This window comes from Nesterenkonia ebinurensis (assembly GCF_008711175.1).
Lineage (GTDB): Bacteria > Actinomycetota > Actinomycetes > Actinomycetales > Micrococcaceae > Nesterenkonia > Nesterenkonia ebinurensis.
Genome location: NZ_VWNF01000013.1, coordinates 1 through 21,563 on the forward strand (window position 1 = coordinate 1; position 21,563 = coordinate 21,563).

Here is a 21,563-nt window from a genome sequence, read left to right on the forward strand (position 1 = left end):
ATGAATGATGGCAGTGCAGGCACGGGTCACCTCGGGGAAGGAAGGCGGCGTAGAACACCTCTTCCTTTACCGGGGCCCGTGCCTGTCTTGGGTCACCGACACACCGCCTACTGGCGCACGCTCTAAGACCCCAGGCTGACGTCCCAACCACCTTGTGATCAGAAAATCTCAGGCCGAGCCGTCGAACAGGGTGGTCACCGACCCGTCGGTGAAGACCTCCTTGATGGCGCGGGCCAGGATCGGGGCGATGGAGAGCACGGTAAGCTGCTCGAAGCGCTTCTCCGGTGGGATCGGCAGGGTGTTGGTCACCACCACCTCGCGCGCTCCGCAGTTGGACAGTTTCTCGGTAGCCGGCGGGGAGAGGATCGCATGGGTGGCTGCGATGATCACTGAGGTGGCTCCGGCCTCCTTGAGGATGCTCACTGCCCCGGCGATGGTGCCACCGGTATCGATCATGTCATCGATGAGCACGCAGGTGCGGCCCTCGATCTCACCGACCACCTGCTTGGACTCAGCCTTATTCGGCTGGGTGAGGTCCCGGGTCTTGTGTACGAAGGCCAGCGGCACCCCGCCCAGCCGGTCGGCCCAACGCTCGGCGACCCGCACCCGACCAGTATCCGGGGACACCACGGTGACCTCCTCGCCGGCCACCTGCTCACGGATATAGTCGGCCAGCAGCGGGATGCCGAAGAGGTGGTCCACTGGTCCGTCGAAGAACCCCTGGATCTGGTCAGTGTGCAGGTCCACGCTCATGATCCGGTCAGCCCCTGCGGCCTTGTAGAGATCAGCCACCAGCCGAGCGGAGATCGGCTCGCGACCGCGGCCCTTCTTGTCCTGCCGGGAGTAGGGATAGAAGGGGCTGACCACAGTGATCCGTTTGGCAGAGGCCCGCTTCATGGAGTCGATCATCAGCAGCTGCTCCATCAGCCAGTTGTTCAGCGGGGCCGGATGGGACTGCAGCAGGAACACGTCCTTGCCGCGCACCGACTCGGAGGAGCGCACGTAGATCTCCCCGTTGGCGAAGTCGTAGGCGCTCATCGGCAGCAGCTCGGTGCCGATCTCTGTGACGATCTCCTGGGCCAGCTCTGGATGGGCCCGCCCGGAGGCCACAACCATGGTCTTCTCGGTGCTCTGCCTGATTTCGTCCATGCGGCGTTGTCCCTGTTCTTTCGGTCTGGTGGTGCGGTTACTCTGCGCCTGGGGAGTCGGAGCGCGTGCCGTGCTCCGAACCCTCAATCGTCTCGGAAGACTCGGAGTCAGCTCCGGTCTTCTCTCGCCTCAATCGGGCCTCGTCAACTTTAGCTTGATCTGCTGCCTCGGCAGCCTGGGCAGAGGCGGAGCCGGGACGTTTAGTCTGCACCCAGTCCTCAGTGTTGCGCTGTGAAGCCACGGTCAGGGCCAGTGCGCCGGCCGGCACATCCTTGCGCACCACGGCCCCGGCCCCGGTGTAGGCGCCGTCGCCGACCTCCACCGGGGCAACAAACACCGTGTTGGAGGAGGTCTTCACATGGCTGCCGATCACTGTGCGGTGCTTATTCTCACCGTCGTAGTTGGCAGTGATGTTCCCGCAGCCGATATTGGTGTACTCGCCAATGGTGGCATCTCCGGCGTAGCCGAGGTGGGAGAGTTTGGACCCGCGGCCCACGGTGACGTTCTTGGTCTCGTAGAAGGCGCCGATCTTGCCATCCTCACCCAGCACTGTGCCCGGGCGCAGGTAGGCGAAGGGTCCGACGACGCCGCCCGCTCCGATCTTCGCCCCGGTTCCGTGGGTGCGCACCACTTTGGCCCCCTCGCCCACCGCGACATCGGTCAGCGTGGTGTCCGGGCCGATCACCGCATCGCGGGAGATGCGGGTCTTCCCGTGCAGCTGGGTGCCCGGCAGGATGGTGGTGTCCTCATCCAAGCTGACCGTGGGATCGATCCAGGTGGTGGCGGGGTCGATGACCGTGGTGCCAGCGCGCATCGCGGCGGTGACGGTGCGCCGGTTGAGCTCGGCGACCAGGGTCTGGAGCTGAACCCGATCATTGGCGCCTTCGACCTGCCAGCGGTCCTGGGTGACCAGTGCCGAGACCCGCCCTCCGGCTTGTGCGGCGATGCTCAGCACATCGGTGAGGTACTTCTCGCCCTGGGCATTCTCGGTGGTGATCTGGGCTAGGGCCTCGGTGAGGGTGGCAGCGTCGAAGGCGTAGATGCCGGAGTTGATCTCACGGATGCGTCGCTGCTGTTCGGTGGCCTCCTTATGCTCCACGATGCCGGTGACCTCATCGCCTGCGCGCAGGATACGGCCGTAGCCTGACGGATCTTGGAGTTCGGTGGTCAGCACGGTGACGGCATTGCCTGTGGCCTGGTGCTCGGCGACCAGCTCGCCCAGCAGCTCGGGGGTCAGCAGCGGGACATCCCCGTAGGTAACCACCACAGTGCCAGAGGCTGCGGGGGCACCGGCGGCGGCGAGCGCCTCCAGCCCGCACTCCACCGCCCGGCCGGTGCCGGGGATCTCATCCTGGTCGGCCAGCAGCACACCAGGGTCATGCTCAGTGATGTGCGCGGCGACCTTCTCACGCTGGTGCCGGACCACGGCCACCAGGTGATTCGGGTCCAGCGCGCGGGCAGTGTTCAGCGCGTGGCCGATCATGGAGATCCCGCCCAGGGTGTGCAGGACTTTGGGTGTGCGCGACTTCATCCGAGTTCCTGCCCCGGCGGCCAACACGATGACTGCGGCGGGACGGGCGGGCTGTGTCACGTGGGAGCTCCTGGGGTCAGTGGTTATCGCGCCGGCGTTGAAAGCTCCGCCACTAGGATTCGAACCTAGACTCTCGGTACCAAAAACCGGTGTGCTGCCCTTACACCATGGCGGACTGGGCACAAAGTGCCCTCAACATGCTACCTCTCCAACTCAGCACACCGGTAAGAGAGGCACGGCTGAGGATCCGCGTGCGCCGGAACGGCGCGCGTGGGCCGTGCCGAACGGTGCTGCCCTTACACCATGGCGGACTGCTCACGCGGCGCGCTCTACATCGTACCTGTTCTTCAAGACGCGAAGACGGGCAAGGCTCTGCCCACCGAAACCCGATTGAGCCGAGCGAAGACGCGAGCTTGCTCGCCAGCCTTCCGAGGCGACCGGGTTGCGTACCGAAGGTGCGCCGAGTGGGCGGGGCTGTTTGTGCGCTACTCATGGCTTTTCCTCGGTGACTGATAGACTAGAAATCCGACGCCCCGGTTAACCGGGGCGTTGTTTGACGAGGCCCTCCGATGTGGGGGCCTCAAGCTATGTCTGCGGACGCCATTTGTAACCGGCCCGGTTGCTGGGTGTGACTATATCCTCGATGATGGCAAACATCTTCCGTGCAGCGGCTCGGGCTCTGCGGTCTTAACCCGGGTGGGCTTCCAGGTGTCGTCTGCTGAAATAGGCAACAAAGTCAGCAACTTGCAACGCCGGGTCTGACCTGGAGTCCGCGACCACAATCTCTGGTCAATCCTGCTCAACGTAGAGCTGCGGTATCCGGGTGTGCCGATTTTCCTGTAGAGCTCGATCTCCTCCAGATACCCCGGGTATTCATCCAGGTGGTCGGCGTAGATCTTGACACGCTGCAGGCCCCTGCACACAGCTCGCCGGTTGATGCTCTCCAGAATGTGCCGCAGCGTCACCAGGTGTGGCGGATCCGGGTACCGGTATCTCCGGTTCAGTCCCGCCACATCAACCCCTTCGATGAACGCCTTCGCACCGATCCGGGTCGCCAGGTTCAGCATCCCAGCACTGATCCTCAGGCGCTCGCCGATTCGGCGCTGGTCCCTCAAGAAGATCCATTCATCTTGTGCCTGCATGATCCGGTGTGCGTGCAGCTCGATGTGCTGGGGAAGCTCTCCGTGTTTCTGGTGCAGAGACTCGTTCAAGTCGTCGAGAGCGGCGTCGAGGCCTTCCATCTGCTGACGAGTGACCATAATTCCGGCAACGTAGTAGTGGTCGGACTCGTAGGACTCATCCAGGAAGGCATACGCGTCAGCCCGAGGCACTGCTTTCAGTATGCTTCGTTGACGCCGTGCTCGGCTTGTTCTTGGGTGAAGCCCTCAAAGAGCAGCTGATCGATGAGTCCTTGGCGGGAAAATGAAGTGTAGTCGAGGTAGGACTCAGCGACTCTGACGGCTTGTTCGTTCCAGTCCACTTCTACGTTGTCTACCGCAAACTCGGCTTCTGCGGTGGTATAATCCTCGAACTCCAGCTGGCCAATAAGTCCTTCGCGGGAGAAGCCTGTGTAGTTGAGGTAGGACTCAGCATGAGACAGGGCGTTGGCCTCGCCGGAAGTCATTTCGGAGGCTTCGTCCTCGACCTCTTCTGCTAGATCTTCCTCTTCACGCTCGACGGCCTCTTCGAGGTTCTCCTCATCGTTTTCTTCTTCCCCGATGACCTCAAGCTGCTCTTCCGATTCGTCCTCTTCGTCCTCTTCTTCCTCTTCGGCTTCGGTGTCTTCCTCCGGGGCTTCTTCGGCGGTTGGTTCCTGGTCTTCTTCCTCGTCATCGCTCAAGGCTGCGCCGATTCCACCCAGGACGAAGACACCGATGACACCGCCAATGATCCACTTCTTCTTAGACTTCTTCTTCCCCTCGTTCTGGTGCGTCATAGGGGTTTGCGACTGCAGGTAGGTTGCGTCAGCCATGGTAGTGATCCCCTCAGATCGTTGCTGAATGTGCGGTGATTCCTTTGTGAAGCTTAAGTCTAACCTGATTGCTGGCTCCACGTGTGGTTTATGTCACTATCACCCTAGGGCAACTAACTCAAAACAGGTCTTTGTGCTCGGTGTAGTGCTCCACTGCCGGGTGGGCGGGGCCGGTGCCGTAGATCCGCAGCACCTCGGCCAGCTTGGGGTGGGCGGCCTCCAAAGTTTCGGCGGCCTCGCGGATCTCAGCGCCCGAGGCCACAGCACGCAGCAGGTTGCGCATCCCGGCGACAATAGCAGCGTCGGAGGCCTGCTCTGCCATCAACTGGGTGGTGCGGCCGATGGAGCCCTTGGAGTTCTTGATCTGCTCCAGCCGCTCGGGCACCTGTTCGGCTTCCAGTTGGCCGGCGGCCAGCTGGTCGACCAGCTCGTTGAGCTGATGCACCCGGGAGAGCACCGCCGGATTGCCGATTTTGACCCGCTGAGCACTGTTGAGCTGAGAGAGCATGGGCGCAGAGATGCCGAGGATGGCAGCCAAACCGGCCTGATTGAGCCCGAAGGCGCCCCGAATCCGGTCGAAGGTCTCATTCAGCGCTTCCCCGTAGGCCGCACGCTGGGCTGCCCGGTTGGTCTCGGTGACCTCGCTCATCACTGATCGCTCCTTTGCTATTCCTTTGCGTCCGTAAAGTCTACGCCATTGCCTCACAGGAGCCTTGCCGAAACCATCTACCCAAAGAGCCTTGACTTTGCTCCAGCAATGTTCTAACTTTGCTTATGCAAACAGTGGTCAATGTTCGACATGGACGCCCTCACCAAGGAATGGCACAGATGAAACAGCACAGCACTCCCCCACACCACTCTCCTACCCGTACATTGCGCGCCTTGCTCGGCACAGCGCTTGCCGCACTCATGGTCGCCACTGTCGCCCCCACCGCCCAGGCGGATCTCACTGCAGCGGCCCTCCCCCTGAGCAGCCAGGATAACGACGGCGCGGACAGCACTGAGGACGACGCCCAGGACACCGAAGACAGCGATCTCCCAGAGCCGGACTATGAGGAGGCCGAACTTCTGCTGGTCATGGACGCCTCCGGCTCCATGCGGCACGACGACGCCGGCGGCCAGACCCGCATCGCCGCCGCCAAGGACGCTCTCACCGATGTGGTGGACTCCCTGGAGGATCACGAGCAGGTGGGCCTGCGGATCTTCTCCGGCGATATCACCGACTCCAGCCTGCCCGAGGCCTGCGAGGATACCCACCTGGCTGTGGAGATCGGCACCGACAACCGCGACGAACTCTCCGGTGCAATTGATGAGTATGACGCCATCGGCGCCATGACCCCGATCGCCTACGCCCTGGAGCAGGCCGCCGAGGACTTCTCCGGCGAGAGCGCACGCACCATTGTGCTGGTCTCCGACGGCGAGGAGAACTGCAACCCTGACCCCTGCGAGGCCGCCCAGGCCATTGCGGAACAGGGCATCGACTTACAGATCCACACCGTGGGCTTCAACATTGACCAGCAGGACTCTGATGCGGCCAATGCCCGCGAGCAGCTGCAGTGCATCGCCGATGCCGGCGGCGGGGACTACTACGATGCCACCGACGCCGAGACGCTCACCATTGTGCTGGAACGGCTCTCGCTGCGCGCCTTCGAACCCTTCCAGCTGGAGGGCGAACGCGTAGAAGGCGCCACCGAAATCTCCGGGGACCTGCCGGAGCTGACTTCCGGTGCCCAGTACCTGGACACCATCCACGGCGACGGCCGCTTCTACCGGATCCCCCGCACCGTCGAGGGCTCCACCATCCACGTGGGCGTGACCACGCTGCGCGATCTGAGCAGCGATCGGGCCTTCACCCATATCACCCCACGTCTGGGCACACCCGACTGGACCGGTGATGAATTCGACTCCTGCGAATACACCTACCTCACTGAAACTAGCGCGAGCCGCGCCACCCTGGTGCGCACAGGCGGGATGACCTCAGTGCCCGATCCGGGCGGCACCCACGAGGACTGCGGCAACACTGATGAGCTGATCCTTGCGGTGGAAATGCAGGAGGAGGACGAGAGCTACGAGGGCAAGCCTTTCGAGATCGTGGTCTGGGAGGAACCCCCCGCCGAGAACTCCGAGGAACTCCCTGAGCGCTACTCCGGGGCTATCGGTGAGATCGACATCGACTGGCAGGAGATGGAGGTGGACCGCGAGAGCGCCGAGGAGATCCTAGGCGGCAACTCTTTCAACAATGCCGTGGCGATCGAACCGGGCACCACCTACGCGGGCACCTCGCTGCTGGGCGAAAGCCAGGTCTTCCGCGTTCCTGTGGAATGGGGGGAGCATCTGCAGGTGGAGCTGGTCTTCCCGGAGGAGCCCAATGTGCCGATACCTCCGCACATTGGCGCCAGCGACCTCCAGGTGATCAGCCCGTACCGGGCCGATGTAGTGCCCAATCCCACCACCCGCGATCATGACCACACCTACTACGGGATCAGCTTCGGCACCGGCGGTGAGCAGACCGCCCAGGTGCAGACTTACCCGGTGCAGTACAACAACCGCACCCCGAACAACTACTCCCGGACAGAGCTGGGCAACACGACGGTGGCCGGTGACTACTATGTGGTGGTCAATGTGGGCGAGTACTCCGATCCCAACACTTCCGCCCTGCTGCCCTTCTACCTCCACGTGGAGACTGTCTCCGACGGCACTGACGCCGAGCCGGTCTATGCCGAGCCCGCCTCTGCCGAGGATGAGGAGACCCAGGACATCACCGAGGAGGAAGACGCCGCTCTGGAGGAAGAGGACGAGGACGACGACGCGGACTCCCCTGAAGCTGGCCGGGACAGTGCTGCTGGCACTGATGAGACCGAGGAGGAGGATGAGCCGGTGGCCGCTGAGCAGACCGGTGCTTTCTCCGGGACAACGGGACTGCTGCTGGGCTTAGCTGCCCTGGGGCTGCTCCTGCTGGCTGGGGGCGGCGTCGTACTGGCCCGCGCTATGAAGAAGAGCTGACCCCTCGGCTGGGTCAGAACTTCACCCGCCAGAACAGCAATAATGGGACCCAGAACTGACGGGGACTAGGCGGGAGATACCAGGAAGAATGACCATGACACAGAGCAGAGCACGGAGAGTTCTCACCGGGCTCGGCCTCACAGGGGCGCTGACAGCGATGCTGGCGCCGCCGGCGGCGACCGCTGAGGAGGGCGAAGCGAGCGAGGCCCCGCCGCCGGACACTGAGGTGCTGCAGGGCGAGCGGGTGGAGGGCGGCACCCATCAGGACAACGGCCCTGAGCTGCATCCCGGCAACTACTACCTGAGCACCTTCGAGCCCGAGACTCAGTACTTCCGAGTCCAGCGGACTATGGCGGACTCCACCCTGTACGTGGGCCTGACCACCTATGACGAGCAGGGTGAGTTCACCGATGATGCCGAGATCGAGCTGAGCACCTTCGACGGCGACACTTGTGAATCTGAGCGTCTGGACTGGGAGACCACCAGTGCCGGCAATCTGCTGCGCGGGGCCCAGATCCGCGCCACGGCCCCGCAGGATGAGGAGGATTTCCGGGCGGTGCCGGCCTGCGGAAGCGCTGAAGAGCTGCTGCTTCTGGTCAGCTCTCCCAACGGGGAGCTGGTGGGTGAGAACTATGAGCTGGTCGTCGCCGAGGAGCCTGATCCGCTCAATGGTGATGAGCTGCGCGCAGGCTTCGAGGATGACAGCGACCACTGGGGTGCCGAGGGCCTGGTCTGGCATGAGCTGCAGCGCCAGCGCGGTGAGGAGAACCCGATCGAACCGGGAACCTCCCTGCACAGTGCCCCGATGCTGGATCCGGGCACCACCTACGATGCCGCTCTGGAGCCCGGGCAGGTGCACGTCTACCGGGTCAGTGCCGACTGGAACCAGCAGATCCAGGCGGAGGTGTTCTTCCCGGAGCCCAGCAGTGCCCTCTCGGAGGAGCTGGGCCGCTGGGCTGAGGCTGAGGTTTCGATCATCAGCCCGTTCCGCGGCGCCACCACACCAGGCGGCACCCGTGCGCCGAGCGAACAGAACCTCTCCAATTGGATCCATCACACCGAGGCCACCACTCTGCGTGCCCTGTCCTATCCGATCACCTGGCCGGGGCGGTTTGCCGGCACCCAGGCTGGGTCCAACGCCCGCCACACCACCATGCCGGGTGAGTACTTTGTAGTGGTGGCCATGGACCCGCCGTCAGAGGACGACGACACGGAGAGTTTCGAGGTCCCCTACCGGCTGACTGCTGATGTCTTCGACGCCTTCGATGAGACGGTTCCGGAGTACGATGAGCTGCCGGTCACTCCGGCAGGGGATGGCAGCGGCAACGGCGACCCCGAGCTCCCCGGGGATGAGAACGGCCAGGACGGCACGGGGGCCGCTGATCAGACCGGCGGGATCAGCACCGGTCAAGGGGTGGCGCTGAGTCTGGGGGCCTTCGGCCTGCTGCTGGTGGGTGCCGGCGGCCTGTTCCTGGCCCGGGTGATGCGTCAGTCCGCCTAGCTGAGGCTGCTCAGTCCAGGGCGAGGAAGAGCACGGCGGCCAGCACTACAAACCCTAGGCCGAACAGAATCATCGCGATCGCCAAACCCTGTCCCTTCCGTGGCGGGGCCTGGGGGGATGGCTGCTGGGGCTGGACTGGGAAGGGCTGCTGCCCGAAGGCAGCCGGGGTGTAGTGCTCCGGCGGGGCCTGCAGCACTGCCCCGCGCCGGGTGTTGCGGTCGTTCAGGCCCAGCTGCGGCACCGGGGCATAGGCGTAGGGCTGGCCCCCGGTTGACTCCGGTGGGCTGGGCGGCGTTGGCGCCTGTGTAGGAGCAGAAGGCTGCTGCGCTGGCTGGGACGGCAGCACCTGGGTGGGGCTGGGGCCTGTCGTCTGGTCCAAGGTGTCCGCCATCAGCTGGGTGGGCAGGGAATCTCCGGTGGCCGGGACCTCCTCCGGGGCCGGCTGTGCGTCAGCAGTTTGCCCCATGGGGCCCTTGGGGCTCCAGCCTTCGGGCAGCTCGGGCACATGCTCAAAGACCTCCACCTCGCCGAGGATATCCTCGGGCGAACTGGACTCCAGCAGACCTGTAGCAGCCAGTGCGCTGCGGGCATGACTGGCTGAGGCGTAGCGTTCGGTGATCACCGCATTACCGAGTCTGGCTACCACCCGGATGAGCCCTTCGGGGATATCATCGCGGTCGGCCTGGGAGAGGGCCTGGAGCACATGGGTATCGGCCTCGGGGCTGAGTCCGGTGAGCATCTCCACCGCGCACATTCCGGCGGCGTAGAGATCGGCCCGGGCATCGGGCTGCCAGCCCTGGTGGAGGCACTCTGGGGCCACATAGCCGGGGGTGCCCATGGCGAAGGGGCCCTGGGTCAGTCGTGGGGCGTCGTCACCGGCGGCGATGCCGAAATCGCCCAGCCAGGCTCGGGGGATGTCCCGGCCGGTGGCATCGAGCATGAGGTTGGCGGGTTTGATGTCGCGGTGCACGATTCCCTCGGCGTGGATGGCCTCCAGGGCAGCCAGCAGCTGGTCCAGCAGCACTGCGGTGAGCCGGGCAGGCAGCGGACCGAAGTCGCTGACCAGGGTCGAGACCGAGCCGCCGGGGACGATCGGCATGGTGAAGAGTACTTTGTCGTCCTCGCCGGCCCATCCGGTGGGGGCCAGCACATGGGGGTGGTCCAGCCGCATGGACTGTTCGCGCATGAAGCGCAGCAGGGATGAGGCGTCTACCTGGCGCAACACTTTGGCAGCCACGTAGTGCTGGCGCTTGCGGTCCCAGGCGCGCCAGACCACGCCGGCGCCACCCTCCCCGAGCGGGTCGACCAGTTCGTAGCGACCTGCGAATACGTCACCCATTAATTAGTCACCCTATACGGAAGAGCGCTCAGCTGGTGGGCGGTGGGGCCGGTGTGGGCTTTCTCCGGAGCAGGAAGCTGCCAACCGGACAGCCCTACCTGTCGGCGGTATCGCTGGTTTCCAGCCAGGCCTCCTCGACCTCGGCCAGCTCCGAAACCACTCCATCGAGCTCTTTCTGCAGTGTCGCCAGCTGCTTCAGATCCACGCTCTGGCTGGCCGCAGTCATCTGCGACTCGCTCCAGCAGGTACCGGTCGTGGGAGACCATGATCAGCGTGCTCGGCCAGCGGTCGAGCAGGTCCTGATCGACAAAACCACGAGTCAGACGGGAGTAGGGGAACCCCCCCCCACGTCACAAACAGGACACATCTGAGCGGTCAGGATTCCTGCAATTATCCGAATCTAGATCCTACAATCGTCCGGATGAACACCCTGCAACCGTCGGCATTGGGGTAGTGTTACTGCGTGGACACGTCCAAGGTAGTCGGACATGAGTATCGCCCCCGCATTATCGACTCGGCGTTGCCGAGTGCTCTTGAGACCACCGGCGCAGTTGTCATTGAGTAAGCGCGGGCCAGTGGAAAGACCATGACCGCGCTAAACGCTGCAAACTCGTACACCTTCGTCGACGATCCAGAAACTCAAGGCCTTCTGGACGGACCATGTCGTGGTGGGAGAAGCTCGAGCCCCCTCGCAAAACGTGAGTCTTGCTTCACTGTTTGAGAGCGAACGTCCCCTCCTCGAGTCTCGAGGCCGCACCAGATCTAGACGTCGTCATTGAAAGCATCCTGCGTCCAGGATTCCCTGGGATGACGGCTCAAAACCACACACATGTCTGCCGCGCGTCTGCGTGCCTACATCGATGACGTGGCAAGAGCTGACCTCCAGCGCATCGCCAAAGTCCTCCACGAGCCAGCAGTGATTAAGCAGCTCATCGCCGCTTTGGCGCGATCCGTTGCCTCAGAGGTCACATACAAGACTTTGGCGGCTGATGTACGCGCCATAGCTCCCAGGATTGACGAAGAGACGGTCAGCAACTATGTCAATCTGCTGCAGCAGCTGTTCATCGTTGAGCCGCAACAGGTGTGGAGTCCCACACTGCGCTCCCGAGCCCGCGTTCGGACTTCACCCAAACTCCATCTGGTTGACCCAGCACTTACCGCTGCAGCACTTGGTGCAGGTCCCGCACAGCTCCGGAGCGATCTTAAAACCTTGGGCATACTGTTCGAAAGTGCTGTGATCCACGACCTCACTGTCCTTGCGTCCCCACTAGACGGCGAGGTTACCCACTACCGGGATTCCTACAACAAGGAGATCGATGCGATCATCACGTTGCTCGATGGCAGGTGGGGCGCAGTCGAGGTCAAACTCGGCGGCAGGCAGGTTGCAGCTGGCGTTGAGACGCTGAACACCATCATCGAGCAAGTTGATACAATTGAGATGGGCGAGCCCACCTTCAAGCTCGTCGTGACTGGGACCGGTCCCCTTCTCGTAACCGACAACGGGACCATCACCGCACCTCTGGCTGCACTTGCACCCTAAAGCACTTCCAGCAGACCCATGCGGACGACGCACCTATATGCCAGGCAGAGCGGCAGGCCCCATCCCCTGAATAGTAATGTCATCCCGTCGTGAAGCCTGCCATGCCTCTTGGCTGAGGCGCCGTCGCTGCATCAAAACGGGGTCCGCTGCTTGGCCCAACCGACCCCGTTGTTTGTGTAATCCAGCGCGCGAGATACGCCGTTTGATCCGAGGTTATCCAGGAACGCCTCACTCCCAGCTTCTTGGACGATCGGCTGATCGAGAACTCCTGGATCATACGGATCTTCTGGGATACGTAGGACACACTCGACTTCATACGAACTACTACGCGTTACTACCAGATCACTACAGTCAGGTACCTTCCGGAAAACAACAGCGGCCCTCTTCTCTACCGGAAAGGGCCGCTGATCTGCAGTCTCTTCAGGTGGGGTGCGGGGCGAAGTCCCGCAGAACGCTGTGGAAGCAATTGAGCACTGCGGGAACACGCGACCACGGGTTGAGAGGCTTGTTTCCGCGTAAATTCAAGCCCACCGTCGGGATGCTGACCCCACCGTGGACTCCGATGACCCGCTGATCGGTGCGTCGGCGGAACCAAAGAAACGACCTCGAACACGCCTCACAGACGAGGAAGTGGACGCTATGCAAACAGCCCGCGCAAGGCGTCAGTGTGGTCGCCCTCGCCAAGCAGTTCAGGATTCACCGGGGAACAGTCTGGGTCAAGACTCGGCAGAAAAGGTAGCAGGGGCGCCGTTCACCGGGCATGACGCTTCGGCGCGCAGGCACCGCATGAGATGGATCGCGAAGTTGCCCATCACTCCTGTGCGGCGGCCCATTCGGCGACGCGGCGGGCGCTCTCGTCCTCGGAGATGTCCTCGATGCGAGTCATGACGGACCAGCGGACGCCGAAGGGGTCACGGATGCTGGCGTATCGGTCGCCGGAGACGAAGTCGGCGGTCGGCTCACGGATGGTTGCTCCGGCGGCTTCGGCTGAAGCAACGACCGCATCAACGTCGGGCACATACAGGCTGAGCGAGTAGCAGTCGTCATCCCCGGCCGGCGGAGCGACAAGGTGATAGTCGGGCACGGGTTCACCGAGCTGTAGCAGCCCGTGCCCGAAGTCGAGCACGGCATGGACCACGACGCCGCCCATCTCGGTCACGTCGACCACACGGGCGCAGAACACGTCCCGATAGAAGCCGATCGCCTCACGCGCCCCGGGGATCGCGAGGAACGGGGTGATGCTGCTGGCCCCGTTAGGGGTGCCGTGGTCGGTGTGCTCGCCGTGCGCTGCTGCTGCCATGCATCCAAAGCTACGCGGGCGGCCGATGACCGGGCTTGTAGATTCGCGCCAGATGCCGACCGGATAAAATTAGTCGGATGATTGAGATCCCAGCGGCCTCACGCGGGGTGCTGTACCCGACCCGACTCCCGACGTTCCACCGCAAGCCGGTCACGGGTGACCTCGCGGTGTTCGTGCGGTGGTTCTGGATTCCTGAATGGGACATCGAGCCCGGACGCAGCTCACGGCAGCACTTGATCGGGTTCCCGGCCGCCAACCTCGTCGTCGAGAACAGCACGATCGGCATCTCAGGCCCAACAACTCGCGCCTCCTACCGCGACCTGACCGGGCGGGGCTGGGCGGTGGGTGCGCTGCTGCGCCCTGCCGCGACACCCCCGCTGGTGGGGGATGCGGCACTGTTCCGCGACGCCTACCGGGAGGCGGAGCTTCCGGACCTCGCCGCTGCCGTCCGCTCCGCCATGAGCGCCGATGCCCCGGCAGACGAACGCCGCCGCGCCGCGATCGCCGCCTTCACCGACTGGCTGCAGAACCGACTGGGCGCGCCGAGCGACGACGCGCTGCTCGCCAACCGGATGGTCGAGGCCGCCGAAACCGATCCGGCCCTGCTGAACGTGACCGACCTCGCCGCACATCTGCACATCTCGACTCGCAGCCTGCAACGCCTCGCCGCCAAGTACGTCGGGCTACCACCGGCCGCCCTGATTCGCCGTCGCCGACTCCAGGAAGCCGCGGAACGGCTTCGCCAAGACCCCGGCCTCGACCTGACCGCGCTCGCGCACGAGTTCGGCTACGCCGATCACGCCCACTTGACCAACGACTTCCGCACCAGCCTCGGCTTCACCCCCAGCAACTACCGTCGCTCGCTGCCCACCGAGTGACCTCGCCCGCATCCCAGGCTTCAATCACACTCGTCTTGAGCGCATCGCCTTGGTCTGCTTCACCTCGGGATCGGCGGCGAGATTCCGGTACTCGTCGGACCCGAGCGGCACAAGCGCGATCTTGCTCTCGGCGTTGTGATGGATGCCCCAGCCGTACCGCTTTCCGAGCGGCGAAGAACGAAGGCACGCCTGCGATCTAGCGAAGAACGCCTCGCGCGCCAACGCTCGATCCTCCTCCGGTACAGCCTGCCGAGACATGTACACCTCGAACAGCACGTCGTCGCTGGTGAACTCGTAAGGGCGCTTCGCGATGAGCGCATACTGAAGCGCCGCTCCTGTCGGAGGCTTGCCATTGAACGGGGGCTCCTCAGCGCACGCGACGCGACAACAACAACTACGCCCCCAGGCTTGCCGAGCCGTTCGCCACGATCATCCGCGAAGCAAGCGCTGATGACGACGGCGAGGAGGCAGAACACGAACACGACACATCTATGCGTGTTCCCGTAAAAACACTTGGGTGGACGCAATGGTGAAGCGCCCTGGGTTTTGTGGAGACTCTGGTGTGTCCTGGGTTCCGAGGATCACCAGTCACTCCAATAGAGTAGATAGCTCCAACCAACGCTCTTCGAGGCTTTCCGCTTCATCCTCCAAAGCCGTGATTTTCGCCATCTCAGCCGAAAGTCGCTGATAGTCGGACTGGTCGAGGTCGGCAAGCTCGGCACGATTATCAACCGCCTGCTGCTGCAGGCGTTCGATGCGACGTTCCAGCGAGGCCAGCTCTTTCTCAGCCGCACGACGCTCAGCACCAGAGAGTTTCTTTTTCGATCTTTGACCTGCGGTTTTAGCAGTCTCAGGCTCCGCGGTCATCGACTTCTCTGCCGTCTCACGAATCGCCAGGTACTGCTCCACTCCGCCGGGCAGGGCACGGACCTTGCCGTCACCCAGCAGCGCGACCTGGTGGTCGGTGACCCGCTCAAGCAGGTACCGGTCGTGGGAGACCACGATCAGCGTGCCCGGCCAGCGGTCGAGCAGGTCCTCCATCGCGGCCAGCGTGTCAGTGTCCAGATCGTTGGTGGGCTCACCAAGCACTCCGATAGCAGATACAGAGAAGAGCACCTACTGCTATGGAGACCACAGCACTCATCTACACCCGAGCCTCAATGGACCGCCACTACCTGATGCGCGCCACCGACGACCAAGAGACCGACTGCCGCGCCTGGTGCGACCAGCAGGGCTGGCATGTCGGCAAGGTAATCACCGACGCGAACCGCTCCGCCTCTCAATGGCGGACCCGCGAGCGGGAGGGCTTCGAGGAAGCACTACAACTCATCGCGTCAAAGGAGTACGACGCCTTCGTCACATGGGAGCCGTCCCGGGCCGGCCGCGAACTTCTCGCCTACGTCCAGCTCCGTGCCGCGTGTCAGGAAGCCGGCGTCCTGTACCTGACACGTGGTCGGGTCTATGACTTCGAGCGCAGCGACGACGCGTTCATGATGGGGCTGGAGTTCCTGACCGCGGAGAAGGATGCCGCGGTCATCCGTGAACGACAGCTCCGGACGGTCCGTCTCAACGCCCAGAAGGGTCGACCGCACGGCCGCTTGCCCTATGGATACCGGAGGGTCTACGACGAGCGCACGGGTGCCTTGCTCCGCCAGGAGATCGACCCGGAGAAGGCAGCGATCATCGTCAACGCGGTGGACGAGATTCTGAGCGGCGTCCCGATGAACGCGATCGTCACTCGATTGAACAAGCAAGGCGTCACGACGCCGATGAAGCCGACCAGCGATCACTCCCGCGGCTGGATGAACTCCTCGTTGCGGCAACTGCTGAAGAGCCCGACGATCGCCGGACTGCGCAAGTACCGGGGTGAAGTGATCGGCGATGCTGATTGGCCCGCGATCATCCCGCGAGAGCGATGGGAAGAGGTCAACCGCGTACTGTCGGATCGCGCGGTCCGCACGCGCTATGTCGAAGAGGACAACCACAGCCACCCCAAGTGGCTGCTGTCGTTCATCGCGAAGTGCGGCTACTGCTCACGCCCGTTGGTCCGCCTCAACGGCGTGATCCCGCGCAAGGACGGAAGCTCCCGGAACAACTACGTCTGCCCGATCGCCGGATGCCGCAAGGTCAGCATCGATGTCAATCGAACTGATGCGTTCGTCGTCGGCGCGCTCCTGGGGTGGCTTTCCGAGCCCGAGAGCATGGCAGTCATTGCCGCCTCGGATGAGAGCTGGAGCGAGCGTGTCGGCGAGGCCGAAGAGCGCCTGGCGGCACTGCGACAGCGTCTGGACGAGGCTGCCGAACAGTATGCCGAGGGCGCCATCAGCTTGACGATGCTGTCGAGTATCGAGCGGCGCCTGAACCCGCAGATCGAGCAGGCAGCGAAAGCCGCGGTGCCTCCTGTGTCTGACGCGGGGCTCCTCGAACTGGTCCGAACTCAAGACCTCGACACGGCTTGGGAGGGCCTGGTGCTGCTGGAGAAGCGGCGACTGGTGAAGATGCTGTTCGACATCCGCATCGTGAAGGCCCGCCAGCTCGGGGGCATCTTCGATCCCGACCGGATCAAGATCACGCCTCGCTTTGCTGTTCCTGACTCTTACCAGTGGAGCCGATCAGGATAGTGCGAACCGCGGCAGCCTGCCGCTTGGTCAGCGGCATGAAGGACGCACCGAGTTCCCGGCCAGCCTGTCGGAGTCGGTCAAGTTCGGTGCGTTCCTTCATGCTCGGGGCGGTGCTCATCGCACTTCCCCGGTACGTGCATCGAGGGTTCGGTAGAACTCTTCCTCTTGCGCCTCGCGTTCAGCGACCTGCGCGTAGACGAACTCGACAAACTCAGCGTCGCGGTCCTCGATGAGAACGTCTTCGACCGGCGGCGCGGATGGTTCACCGGGCCAGGTCGTCTGCCGGGTGGGCCGGTCGCGATCGATGCGGGTGCCGGAGGCGGAGACCCAATCACGTAGGCGCTGCCGGGCGTCGGCGAAGTCACGGTGCCAGCCGACCGGGGCGCTGGCGTTCTGCTCGGGATCGTAGGCACCCAGCCAATGCAGGTGCAGAGCAGACAACTCCCAGAGGAGTTCAGGGTGGTGGTGCCAGAACGGCGGCACCACACTCGCCGGGAGTCCGTAGGTGTGCCGCAACCAGTCCACCCAGCGGTTCAGCGCCAACCATTCCTGTTCCAGGTCATGCGCGGAGAGCAGATTCCAGTTGACCGGATGTGGCGGCTCCGCAGTGGGCTCTTCGCCCACGAAGTCGTCGTCGAGGTCGGCCGAGTCGGGCTCGGGGACGTAGTCGCTCATCTCCGTACCGCTCACATTCCGAGGCTCGGTGCCTGGCTGGCCCGCGTTGGCTGCGCGTTGGTCTCGAAGGCGGGCGCTTCACGTGCGGGTGTCTCACGGCTGGGAGCCTGCCGGCGGGGTGTTCGGTCGACGTCGTAGCGGGTGCGGGCCAGGTCGTGGCCGAAACGCCTGACGATGAACTCCTCAGCTTCAACGCTCTGGCCGTCCTTGTCGTAGGTGTACTCGTGGACCCGGCCGGTCGCAATAAACTTGTCGCCCTTGCGGAACCGGGCGACGCCCTCCTCGGCGGCCTTGCGGAACGCGGTCATGTCGTGGAACGTCGGGTCGAGCTGCGTGAATGATCCATCCGGTTCCTGACGCGAGTGCTCGATACCGATTCGTGCGTAGAACCGCGGGACCCCGTCATCGGAGTACGTCAGCCGCGGCTCGGTCGCAATGAACCCCGAGACGGCCTGCTGGGTGTCGATCGACATGAGAGTGCTCCTTGTCTGTGCGTTAAGCCACCGGGCTGGCGGCCCGTGTGACAGACAGGTGCGCTCCCTTGTTCACGTCTCGCTGACTCAGGAGCCGGGTCGGCGCAGCAGTGTCTCGACCTCGGCCCGGTCACCCTTGAGCTGAGCGGCATCAGACCGCGAGGGCCAAGGACGCAGATCGGTGACGATCGGTGGCGCCGAGCGCAGCAGGGTGACACCGGTGCCGAACGGGAGGGTCCTGATCCGGTCGGGCGGCAGGATCGGCACCCGGCGCACCGAACGCTGATTCGATCGCGTCCCGTGGTCGCCGAGGGTCACGCTGTCGGTGTACTCGTCCCTCTCGCCGATCAGGGTGGAGAGGTCTTGGAGGTCTCGGCTGTTGGAGGCGCCGCCGAGGATGATCTTGACGATGCTGGCGTCCCAGATGGCGCCGGCGGCGTTGTCCGACCACTTCTCCCGCGCCTGGGCGAGGGACTGCAAGACCGGGAGTGTGGTGATGCCGGTGCCGCCGCCTTCTGCCATCAACGTCGGCAGAGACGGTAGTGGCGCGAGGTTGCCGATCTCATCGAGTGCCAGCAGCAGCGGTGGGTCCAGACGTGCACCCGGTGAGCGGGCAGCGATCCGGCGGGCCGTCTCGATCAGATCTTCCACGAACGCCGCCACCAATGCTGCCGATGCGCCTGCTCCGGCTCCGGTGGCGAGCAGGTAGAGGGTGCCGCGCTGGCGGATGAAGGTCTCCGGGTCGAAGCCCTCGCCCGGCCCCGGCGAGACGGCATCGAGCACCCGCGGGTCGGCCAGCGCGCCGAGAGCGAGTGCGACGCCTTGCCAGATCGAGTCCCTCGTTTTGGGGTCGGAGTCGATCATCGCCCCGAGGGAGTCGGCCCATCCGGTGGCGGCCTGTGTGGTGTTGGTGAGGATGGCGACGGCTTCGGCTGCGGCGGTGGGGTCGAGGGTCCAGCGGAACAGCTCGGCGGGTGGCCGGTGGTCCAGTGCTGCGGCGTGCAGGAGGGCTTGGAGGGCGGTGCGGGTTTTGCCTTCCCAGAACCCGCCGGATTCGACCCCGCCGGCCGAGAGTCCGGTGGCGGTGGCCAGGCCGGTGGCTCGGATCATCGCTGTCAGCGGGTCGTGGCAGCCGCGGATGGGTGACCAGCGCATCCCGGCGGGGATGCCCTCGGCGAGGTGCTGGGGGTCGAACACCGCCACCGGCCGCCCGCCCCGCTCACGGGCACGCAGGGTGGCGGTGAGATTGTCCGGCCGCGTGGAGGTGGTGACCACGGCACCGGGTGCGTCGAGGATCGCGTTGATGACCACGTGCAGGCCCTTGCCTGACCTTGGGGGTCCGATGAGCAGGATCGAGTCCTCCACGCTCGCCCACACCTGCTTGCCTCGTGAACGGCCCAGCAGGTAGCCGACGTCGGCCGGGTCGGGGGCATCCAGTGAGGGGCGCAGTGTCCCGGCGCGGCGCAGCAGCGCCTTGGCTGAGGCGGTCTGAGTGACCTCGGGGCCGGTGGCGGTGCCGGCCAGGCGCCGCGGGTCGGTCTCGACCTTCCGGGACCGGCGTCGGAGCCGCACCCATACCCACGCGCCGGCAGCGGTGAGTGCGGTAAGCATGAGCGCGGTGACGAGCCAGTACGCGGCCGGGTTCAGGCCTTCGGCCTCCAGCGCCGTCGCCGGGTCGCCGGGGTGGAGCAGCACCCCGAAGCCAGAGACCGGCCCGGTGGCCGGTTGGGGTGTGCCGGTCAGGAACGCCGCCACCGACCCTGCGGCGCGCAGGATCAGCGCGAAACCGAAGGCACCGATCAGGGCGACTAATGCGGCGTTGGTCAGCTCCTCGCCCATGCTCCCGGTCTGTCGCGGTGTGCTCATAGCAGCCGCCGAACCACGGTGGTGCCGGAGACGCGGCCGAAGAGAATGACCTCCCCGGTGCCCTCTCGCAGCGCCGACTTGAACTGGGCGGTGTCGAGCAGGGCACGAGCATGACCGGTGCCGGTGGCGCCGATGTGGGAGACGATGACCGCGACCGCCACGTCCTCGCCGGGCACGAACCCCTCGCCGGTGACCTCCACCAGGTCCGGCGCGTGCTTGCCCCTGGTCTTGGAGCGCGTGCCTCGTGGGTCTTTCGACTCGGCTTCTGCTGGTGTGGGTGGCGTGGGTTTGCGGGCGTGGATGAGGTCGGTGAACACGCTGCCGTCGGTTTCGCGGACCTCGATGCGCACCGCGACCCTCCGGTCCTCAGTGATCGCGTCCAGCAGCGGGCCGAAGGTGCTGCGTGTCCACGCTCCGCTCTCTGGTGGCGGGAACGTGGCACCGTCGACGGCGACGTCTAGGGCGCCGGTCTGGGTGACGGTGATGACCACGTGCGGCAGCACCACCGGCGGCGGCTCATCCGGCGGGGTGCTGCGGCGGCGTCGAGAAGGCGAATCGGCAGAGGAACCCATACCGGCCAGGTGCACCACCCCACCCAGCGCGAGCCTCGATGCGGGGCGTGGGTGAGTTCACCCGAAGGTCATCTCCACCCCGTAGCGTCAACCCCAGAACGACTGCATGAAGAACGGGGGTGCGTGGGATGCGGGTAGGGACATGGAATGTGGAGAACCTGTTCACCCCAGGTGCCGGCTATGGCCCGAGCGAGCAGGGTGTGTTCGCCGAGAAGGTCGCCGGGCTCGCTGCGACGATCACCGATGCCGGGCTGGATGTGGTGGCGGTCCAGGAAGTCGGCGATGAGGACGCCTTCGCCGCGCTGATCGACGCGCTCGGCTCGGGGTGGACAGGTGAGCTGTCGACGAAGTTCGCGACCCCGCACACCATCCGTAACGGCATCGTGTCCCGCCTGCCGATCGAGATCGTCAGTGAGCACGATGCGATCCCGTCCGAGCTGCAAGGCGTCCCGGTCGATGACAACCAGACGGCGTTGACAGCGATGGGACGCGGCGCCCTCCACATACGAGTGCACTCACCGGACGGTGTGGGGGTGGATGTGGTCAGCGTGCACTTGAAGTCCAAGCTGATCACCTACCCCGGTGGCCGCTTCACACCCAGGGATGAGGCCGAGCGAGCCCGCTACGGCGCCTACGGGCTCTACCGGCGCGCGGCCGAGGCCGTGGCCGTCCGCGGCTTCGCCGACGAGCTGATCGACGGCGAGGGCGATGAGCGGCATGTGGTCGTGACTGGTGACTTCAATGACGAGGTCCAGGCGGCGACCACCCAGATCATCCACGGACCCGCCGGTAGTGAGATCGGCACACCGGGTGAGAACCGCCCCGATCAGGGCGATGCGCACCGGTTGTTCAACCTGGCTCCGTTGATCCCCGAGGAGTTGCGGTTCTCCCGCGTCTACCGGGGCCGCGGTGAGCTGATCGACCACCTGTTCGTCACCAACGCCACCCGCCAAGTGACAACTGAGGCGACCACGCTGACCGGTGGTGAACCGCTGGCCTCGATCGACGACCTTCCGAACACGCGCCGGGACTCGCCCTACTCCGACCACGCTCTGGTCGTCGCCACCTTCGACGTCTGAGACGACTGCTCAGGGGTGTCCTGACGAGTGTCTCCAGCACGTTGCTCGATCCTGCTGTGGCACG

General features: G+C 64.7%; 19 protein-coding genes, 1 tRNA gene and 1 pseudogene. 6 read left to right on the plus strand and 15 right to left on the minus strand.

The features are described from left to right. Nucleotides 1-168: 168 nt before the first annotated feature. The 6 genes from F0311_RS06985 to F0311_RS07010 form a co-directional block, all read right to left on the minus strand. The gene (locus tag F0311_RS06985; RefSeq protein WP_150461242.1) at nt 169-1,149 is read right to left on the minus strand and encodes a ribose-phosphate diphosphokinase; all 981 of its coding nucleotides are present in this window, start codon (nt 1,147-1,149) and stop codon (nt 169-171) included. Between the two features lie 37 nt (nt 1,150-1,186). Continuing rightward, entirely contained in the window at nt 1,187-2,680 is a 1,494-nt protein-coding gene (gene glmU, locus F0311_RS06990; protein WP_396897423.1) for a bifunctional UDP-N-acetylglucosamine diphosphorylase/glucosamine-1-phosphate N-acetyltransferase GlmU, read from the minus strand. Nucleotides 2,681-2,784: 104 nt separating this feature from the next. Then, a tRNA-Gln gene (locus tag F0311_RS06995) sits at nt 2,785-2,855 on the minus strand. 457 nt (nt 2,856-3,312) lie between these two features. Continuing rightward, entirely contained in the window at nt 3,313-4,011 is a 699-nt protein-coding gene (locus F0311_RS07000; RefSeq protein ID WP_191089789.1) for a DUF3800 domain-containing protein, read from the minus strand. A gap of 5 nt (nt 4,012-4,016) precedes the next feature. After that, complete coding sequence (locus F0311_RS07005) at nt 4,017-4,733, minus strand: Ltp family lipoprotein (protein ID WP_223881188.1); 717 nt, start codon at nt 4,731-4,733, stop codon at nt 4,017-4,019. 37 nt (nt 4,734-4,770) lie between these two features. Continuing rightward, the gene (locus tag F0311_RS07010) at nt 4,771-5,301 is read right to left on the minus strand and encodes a threonine/serine exporter family protein (RefSeq protein WP_150461245.1); all 531 of its coding nucleotides are present in this window, start codon (nt 5,299-5,301) and stop codon (nt 4,771-4,773) included. A gap of 179 nt (nt 5,302-5,480) precedes the next feature. Here F0311_RS07010 and F0311_RS07015 point away from each other — a divergent pair, with 179 nt between their 5' ends. Beyond that, complete coding sequence (locus F0311_RS07015; protein WP_191089790.1) at nt 5,481-7,655, plus strand: vWA domain-containing protein; 2,175 nt, start codon at nt 5,481-5,483, stop codon at nt 7,653-7,655. Nucleotides 7,656-7,749: 94 nt separating this feature from the next. Then, nucleotides 7,750-9,156, plus strand: coding sequence for a hypothetical protein (locus F0311_RS07020; protein ID WP_150461247.1), 1,407 nt, complete (start codon nt 7,750-7,752; stop codon nt 9,154-9,156). Nucleotides 9,157-9,166: 10 nt separating this feature from the next. Here the strand turns inward: F0311_RS07020 and F0311_RS07025 are convergent, their stop codons facing one another. Continuing rightward, complete coding sequence (locus F0311_RS07025) at nt 9,167-10,495, minus strand: serine/threonine-protein kinase (RefSeq protein WP_150461248.1); 1,329 nt, start codon at nt 10,493-10,495, stop codon at nt 9,167-9,169. 94 nt (nt 10,496-10,589) lie between these two features. Next, a complete protein-coding gene (locus F0311_RS18700; RefSeq protein WP_263406263.1) occupies nt 10,590-10,721 on the minus strand; it encodes a hypothetical protein in 132 nt (43 codons plus the stop codon). A gap of 603 nt (nt 10,722-11,324) precedes the next feature. On the opposite strand from F0311_RS18700, the gene F0311_RS07030 reads away from it, so the two are divergent. Further along, a complete protein-coding gene (locus F0311_RS07030; RefSeq protein ID WP_150461249.1) occupies nt 11,325-12,035 on the plus strand; it encodes a DUF4143 domain-containing protein in 711 nt (236 codons plus the stop codon). An 811-nt stretch (nt 12,036-12,846) separates the two neighbouring features. On the opposite strand, the gene F0311_RS07035 is transcribed toward F0311_RS07030, so the two are convergent. After that, on the minus strand, nt 12,847-13,335 hold the full coding sequence (locus F0311_RS07035; RefSeq protein ID WP_150461250.1) for a VOC family protein: 489 nt from the start codon (nt 13,333-13,335) through the stop codon (nt 12,847-12,849). Between the two features lie 77 nt (nt 13,336-13,412). On the opposite strand from F0311_RS07035, the gene F0311_RS07040 reads away from it, so the two are divergent. Then, nucleotides 13,413-14,213 (plus strand): AraC family transcriptional regulator, encoded by an 801-nt coding sequence (locus tag F0311_RS07040; RefSeq protein ID WP_191089791.1) that lies wholly within the window; start codon nt 13,413-13,415, stop codon nt 14,211-14,213. A gap of 24 nt (nt 14,214-14,237) precedes the next feature. On the opposite strand, the pseudogene F0311_RS07045 reads toward F0311_RS07040, so the two are convergent. Continuing rightward, a pseudogene (locus tag F0311_RS07045) lies at nt 14,238-14,540 on the minus strand (DUF6157 family protein); the annotation flags it as partial. A gap of 261 nt (nt 14,541-14,801) precedes the next feature. Then, on the minus strand, nt 14,802-15,329 hold the full coding sequence (locus tag F0311_RS07050) for an ATP-binding cassette domain-containing protein (protein WP_223881189.1): 528 nt from the start codon (nt 15,327-15,329) through the stop codon (nt 14,802-14,804). A gap of 8 nt (nt 15,330-15,337) precedes the next feature. On the opposite strand from F0311_RS07050, the gene F0311_RS07055 reads away from it, so the two are divergent. Then, the gene (locus tag F0311_RS07055) at nt 15,338-16,834 is read left to right on the plus strand and encodes a recombinase family protein (protein ID WP_150461251.1); all 1,497 of its coding nucleotides are present in this window, start codon (nt 15,338-15,340) and stop codon (nt 16,832-16,834) included. A 114-nt stretch (nt 16,835-16,948) separates the two neighbouring features. Here the strand turns inward: F0311_RS07055 and F0311_RS07060 are convergent, their stop codons facing one another. The 4 genes from F0311_RS07060 to F0311_RS07075 all read right to left on the minus strand — a co-directional run bounded on the left by F0311_RS07060 (nt 16,949) and on the right by F0311_RS07075 (nt 20,420). Then, a complete protein-coding gene (locus tag F0311_RS07060; protein ID WP_150461262.1) occupies nt 16,949-17,509 on the minus strand; it encodes a hypothetical protein in 561 nt (186 codons plus the stop codon). Between the two features lie 11 nt (nt 17,510-17,520). Further along, nucleotides 17,521-17,982 (minus strand): single-stranded DNA-binding protein, encoded by a 462-nt coding sequence (locus F0311_RS07065; RefSeq protein WP_150461252.1) that lies wholly within the window; start codon nt 17,980-17,982, stop codon nt 17,521-17,523. A gap of 87 nt (nt 17,983-18,069) precedes the next feature. After that, a complete protein-coding gene (locus F0311_RS07070) occupies nt 18,070-19,848 on the minus strand; it encodes a type IV secretory system conjugative DNA transfer family protein (protein ID WP_150461253.1) in 1,779 nt (592 codons plus the stop codon). Continuing rightward, entirely contained in the window at nt 19,845-20,420 is a 576-nt protein-coding gene (locus tag F0311_RS07075; protein ID WP_223881190.1) for a hypothetical protein, read from the minus strand. Before F0311_RS07075 ends, F0311_RS07070 begins: the two co-directional genes overlap by 4 nt. A 128-nt stretch (nt 20,421-20,548) precedes the next feature. On the opposite strand from F0311_RS07075, the gene F0311_RS07080 reads away from it, so the two are divergent. Beyond that, on the plus strand, nt 20,549-21,499 hold the full coding sequence (locus tag F0311_RS07080) for an endonuclease/exonuclease/phosphatase family protein (protein ID WP_150461254.1): 951 nt from the start codon (nt 20,549-20,551) through the stop codon (nt 21,497-21,499). Nucleotides 21,500-21,563 lie beyond the last annotated feature (64 nt).

Coding starts and splice junctions, on each gene's coding strand:
- F0311_RS06985 (WP_150461242.1), bottom strand. CDS start 1,149: ATGGACGAAATCAGGCAGAGCACCGAGAAGACCATGGTTGTGGCCTCC.
- F0311_RS07070 (WP_150461253.1), bottom strand. CDS start 19,848: ATGAGCACACCGCGACAGACCGGGAGCATGGGCGAGGAGCTGACCAAC.
- F0311_RS07080 (WP_150461254.1), top strand. CDS start 20,549: ATGCGGGTAGGGACATGGAATGTGGAGAACCTGTTCACCCCAGGTGCC.
- F0311_RS07060 (WP_150461262.1), bottom strand. CDS start 17,509: ATGAGCGACTACGTCCCCGAGCCCGACTCGGCCGACCTCGACGACGAC.
- F0311_RS18700 (WP_263406263.1), bottom strand. CDS start 10,721: ATGACTGCGGCCAGCCAGAGCGTGGATCTGAAGCAGCTGGCGACACTG.
- F0311_RS07030 (WP_150461249.1), top strand. CDS start 11,325: ATGTCTGCCGCGCGTCTGCGTGCCTACATCGATGACGTGGCAAGAGCT.
- F0311_RS07025 (WP_150461248.1), bottom strand. CDS start 10,495: ATGGGTGACGTATTCGCAGGTCGCTACGAACTGGTCGACCCGCTCGGG.
- F0311_RS07075 (WP_223881190.1), bottom strand. CDS start 20,420: ATGGGTTCCTCTGCCGATTCGCCTTCTCGACGCCGCCGCAGCACCCCG.
- glmU (WP_396897423.1), bottom strand. CDS start 2,680: ATGAAGTCGCGCACACCCAAAGTCCTGCACACCCTGGGCGGGATCTCC.
- F0311_RS07040 (WP_191089791.1), top strand. CDS start 13,413: ATGATTGAGATCCCAGCGGCCTCACGCGGGGTGCTGTACCCGACCCGA.
- F0311_RS07055 (WP_150461251.1), top strand. CDS start 15,338: ATGGAGACCACAGCACTCATCTACACCCGAGCCTCAATGGACCGCCAC.
- F0311_RS07015 (WP_191089790.1), top strand. CDS start 5,481: ATGAAACAGCACAGCACTCCCCCACACCACTCTCCTACCCGTACATTG.
- F0311_RS07035 (WP_150461250.1), bottom strand. CDS start 13,335: ATGGCAGCAGCAGCGCACGGCGAGCACACCGACCACGGCACCCCTAAC.
- F0311_RS07065 (WP_150461252.1), bottom strand. CDS start 17,982: ATGTCGATCGACACCCAGCAGGCCGTCTCGGGGTTCATTGCGACCGAG.
- F0311_RS07020 (WP_150461247.1), top strand. CDS start 7,750: ATGACACAGAGCAGAGCACGGAGAGTTCTCACCGGGCTCGGCCTCACA.
- F0311_RS07010 (WP_150461245.1), bottom strand. CDS start 5,301: ATGAGCGAGGTCACCGAGACCAACCGGGCAGCCCAGCGTGCGGCCTAC.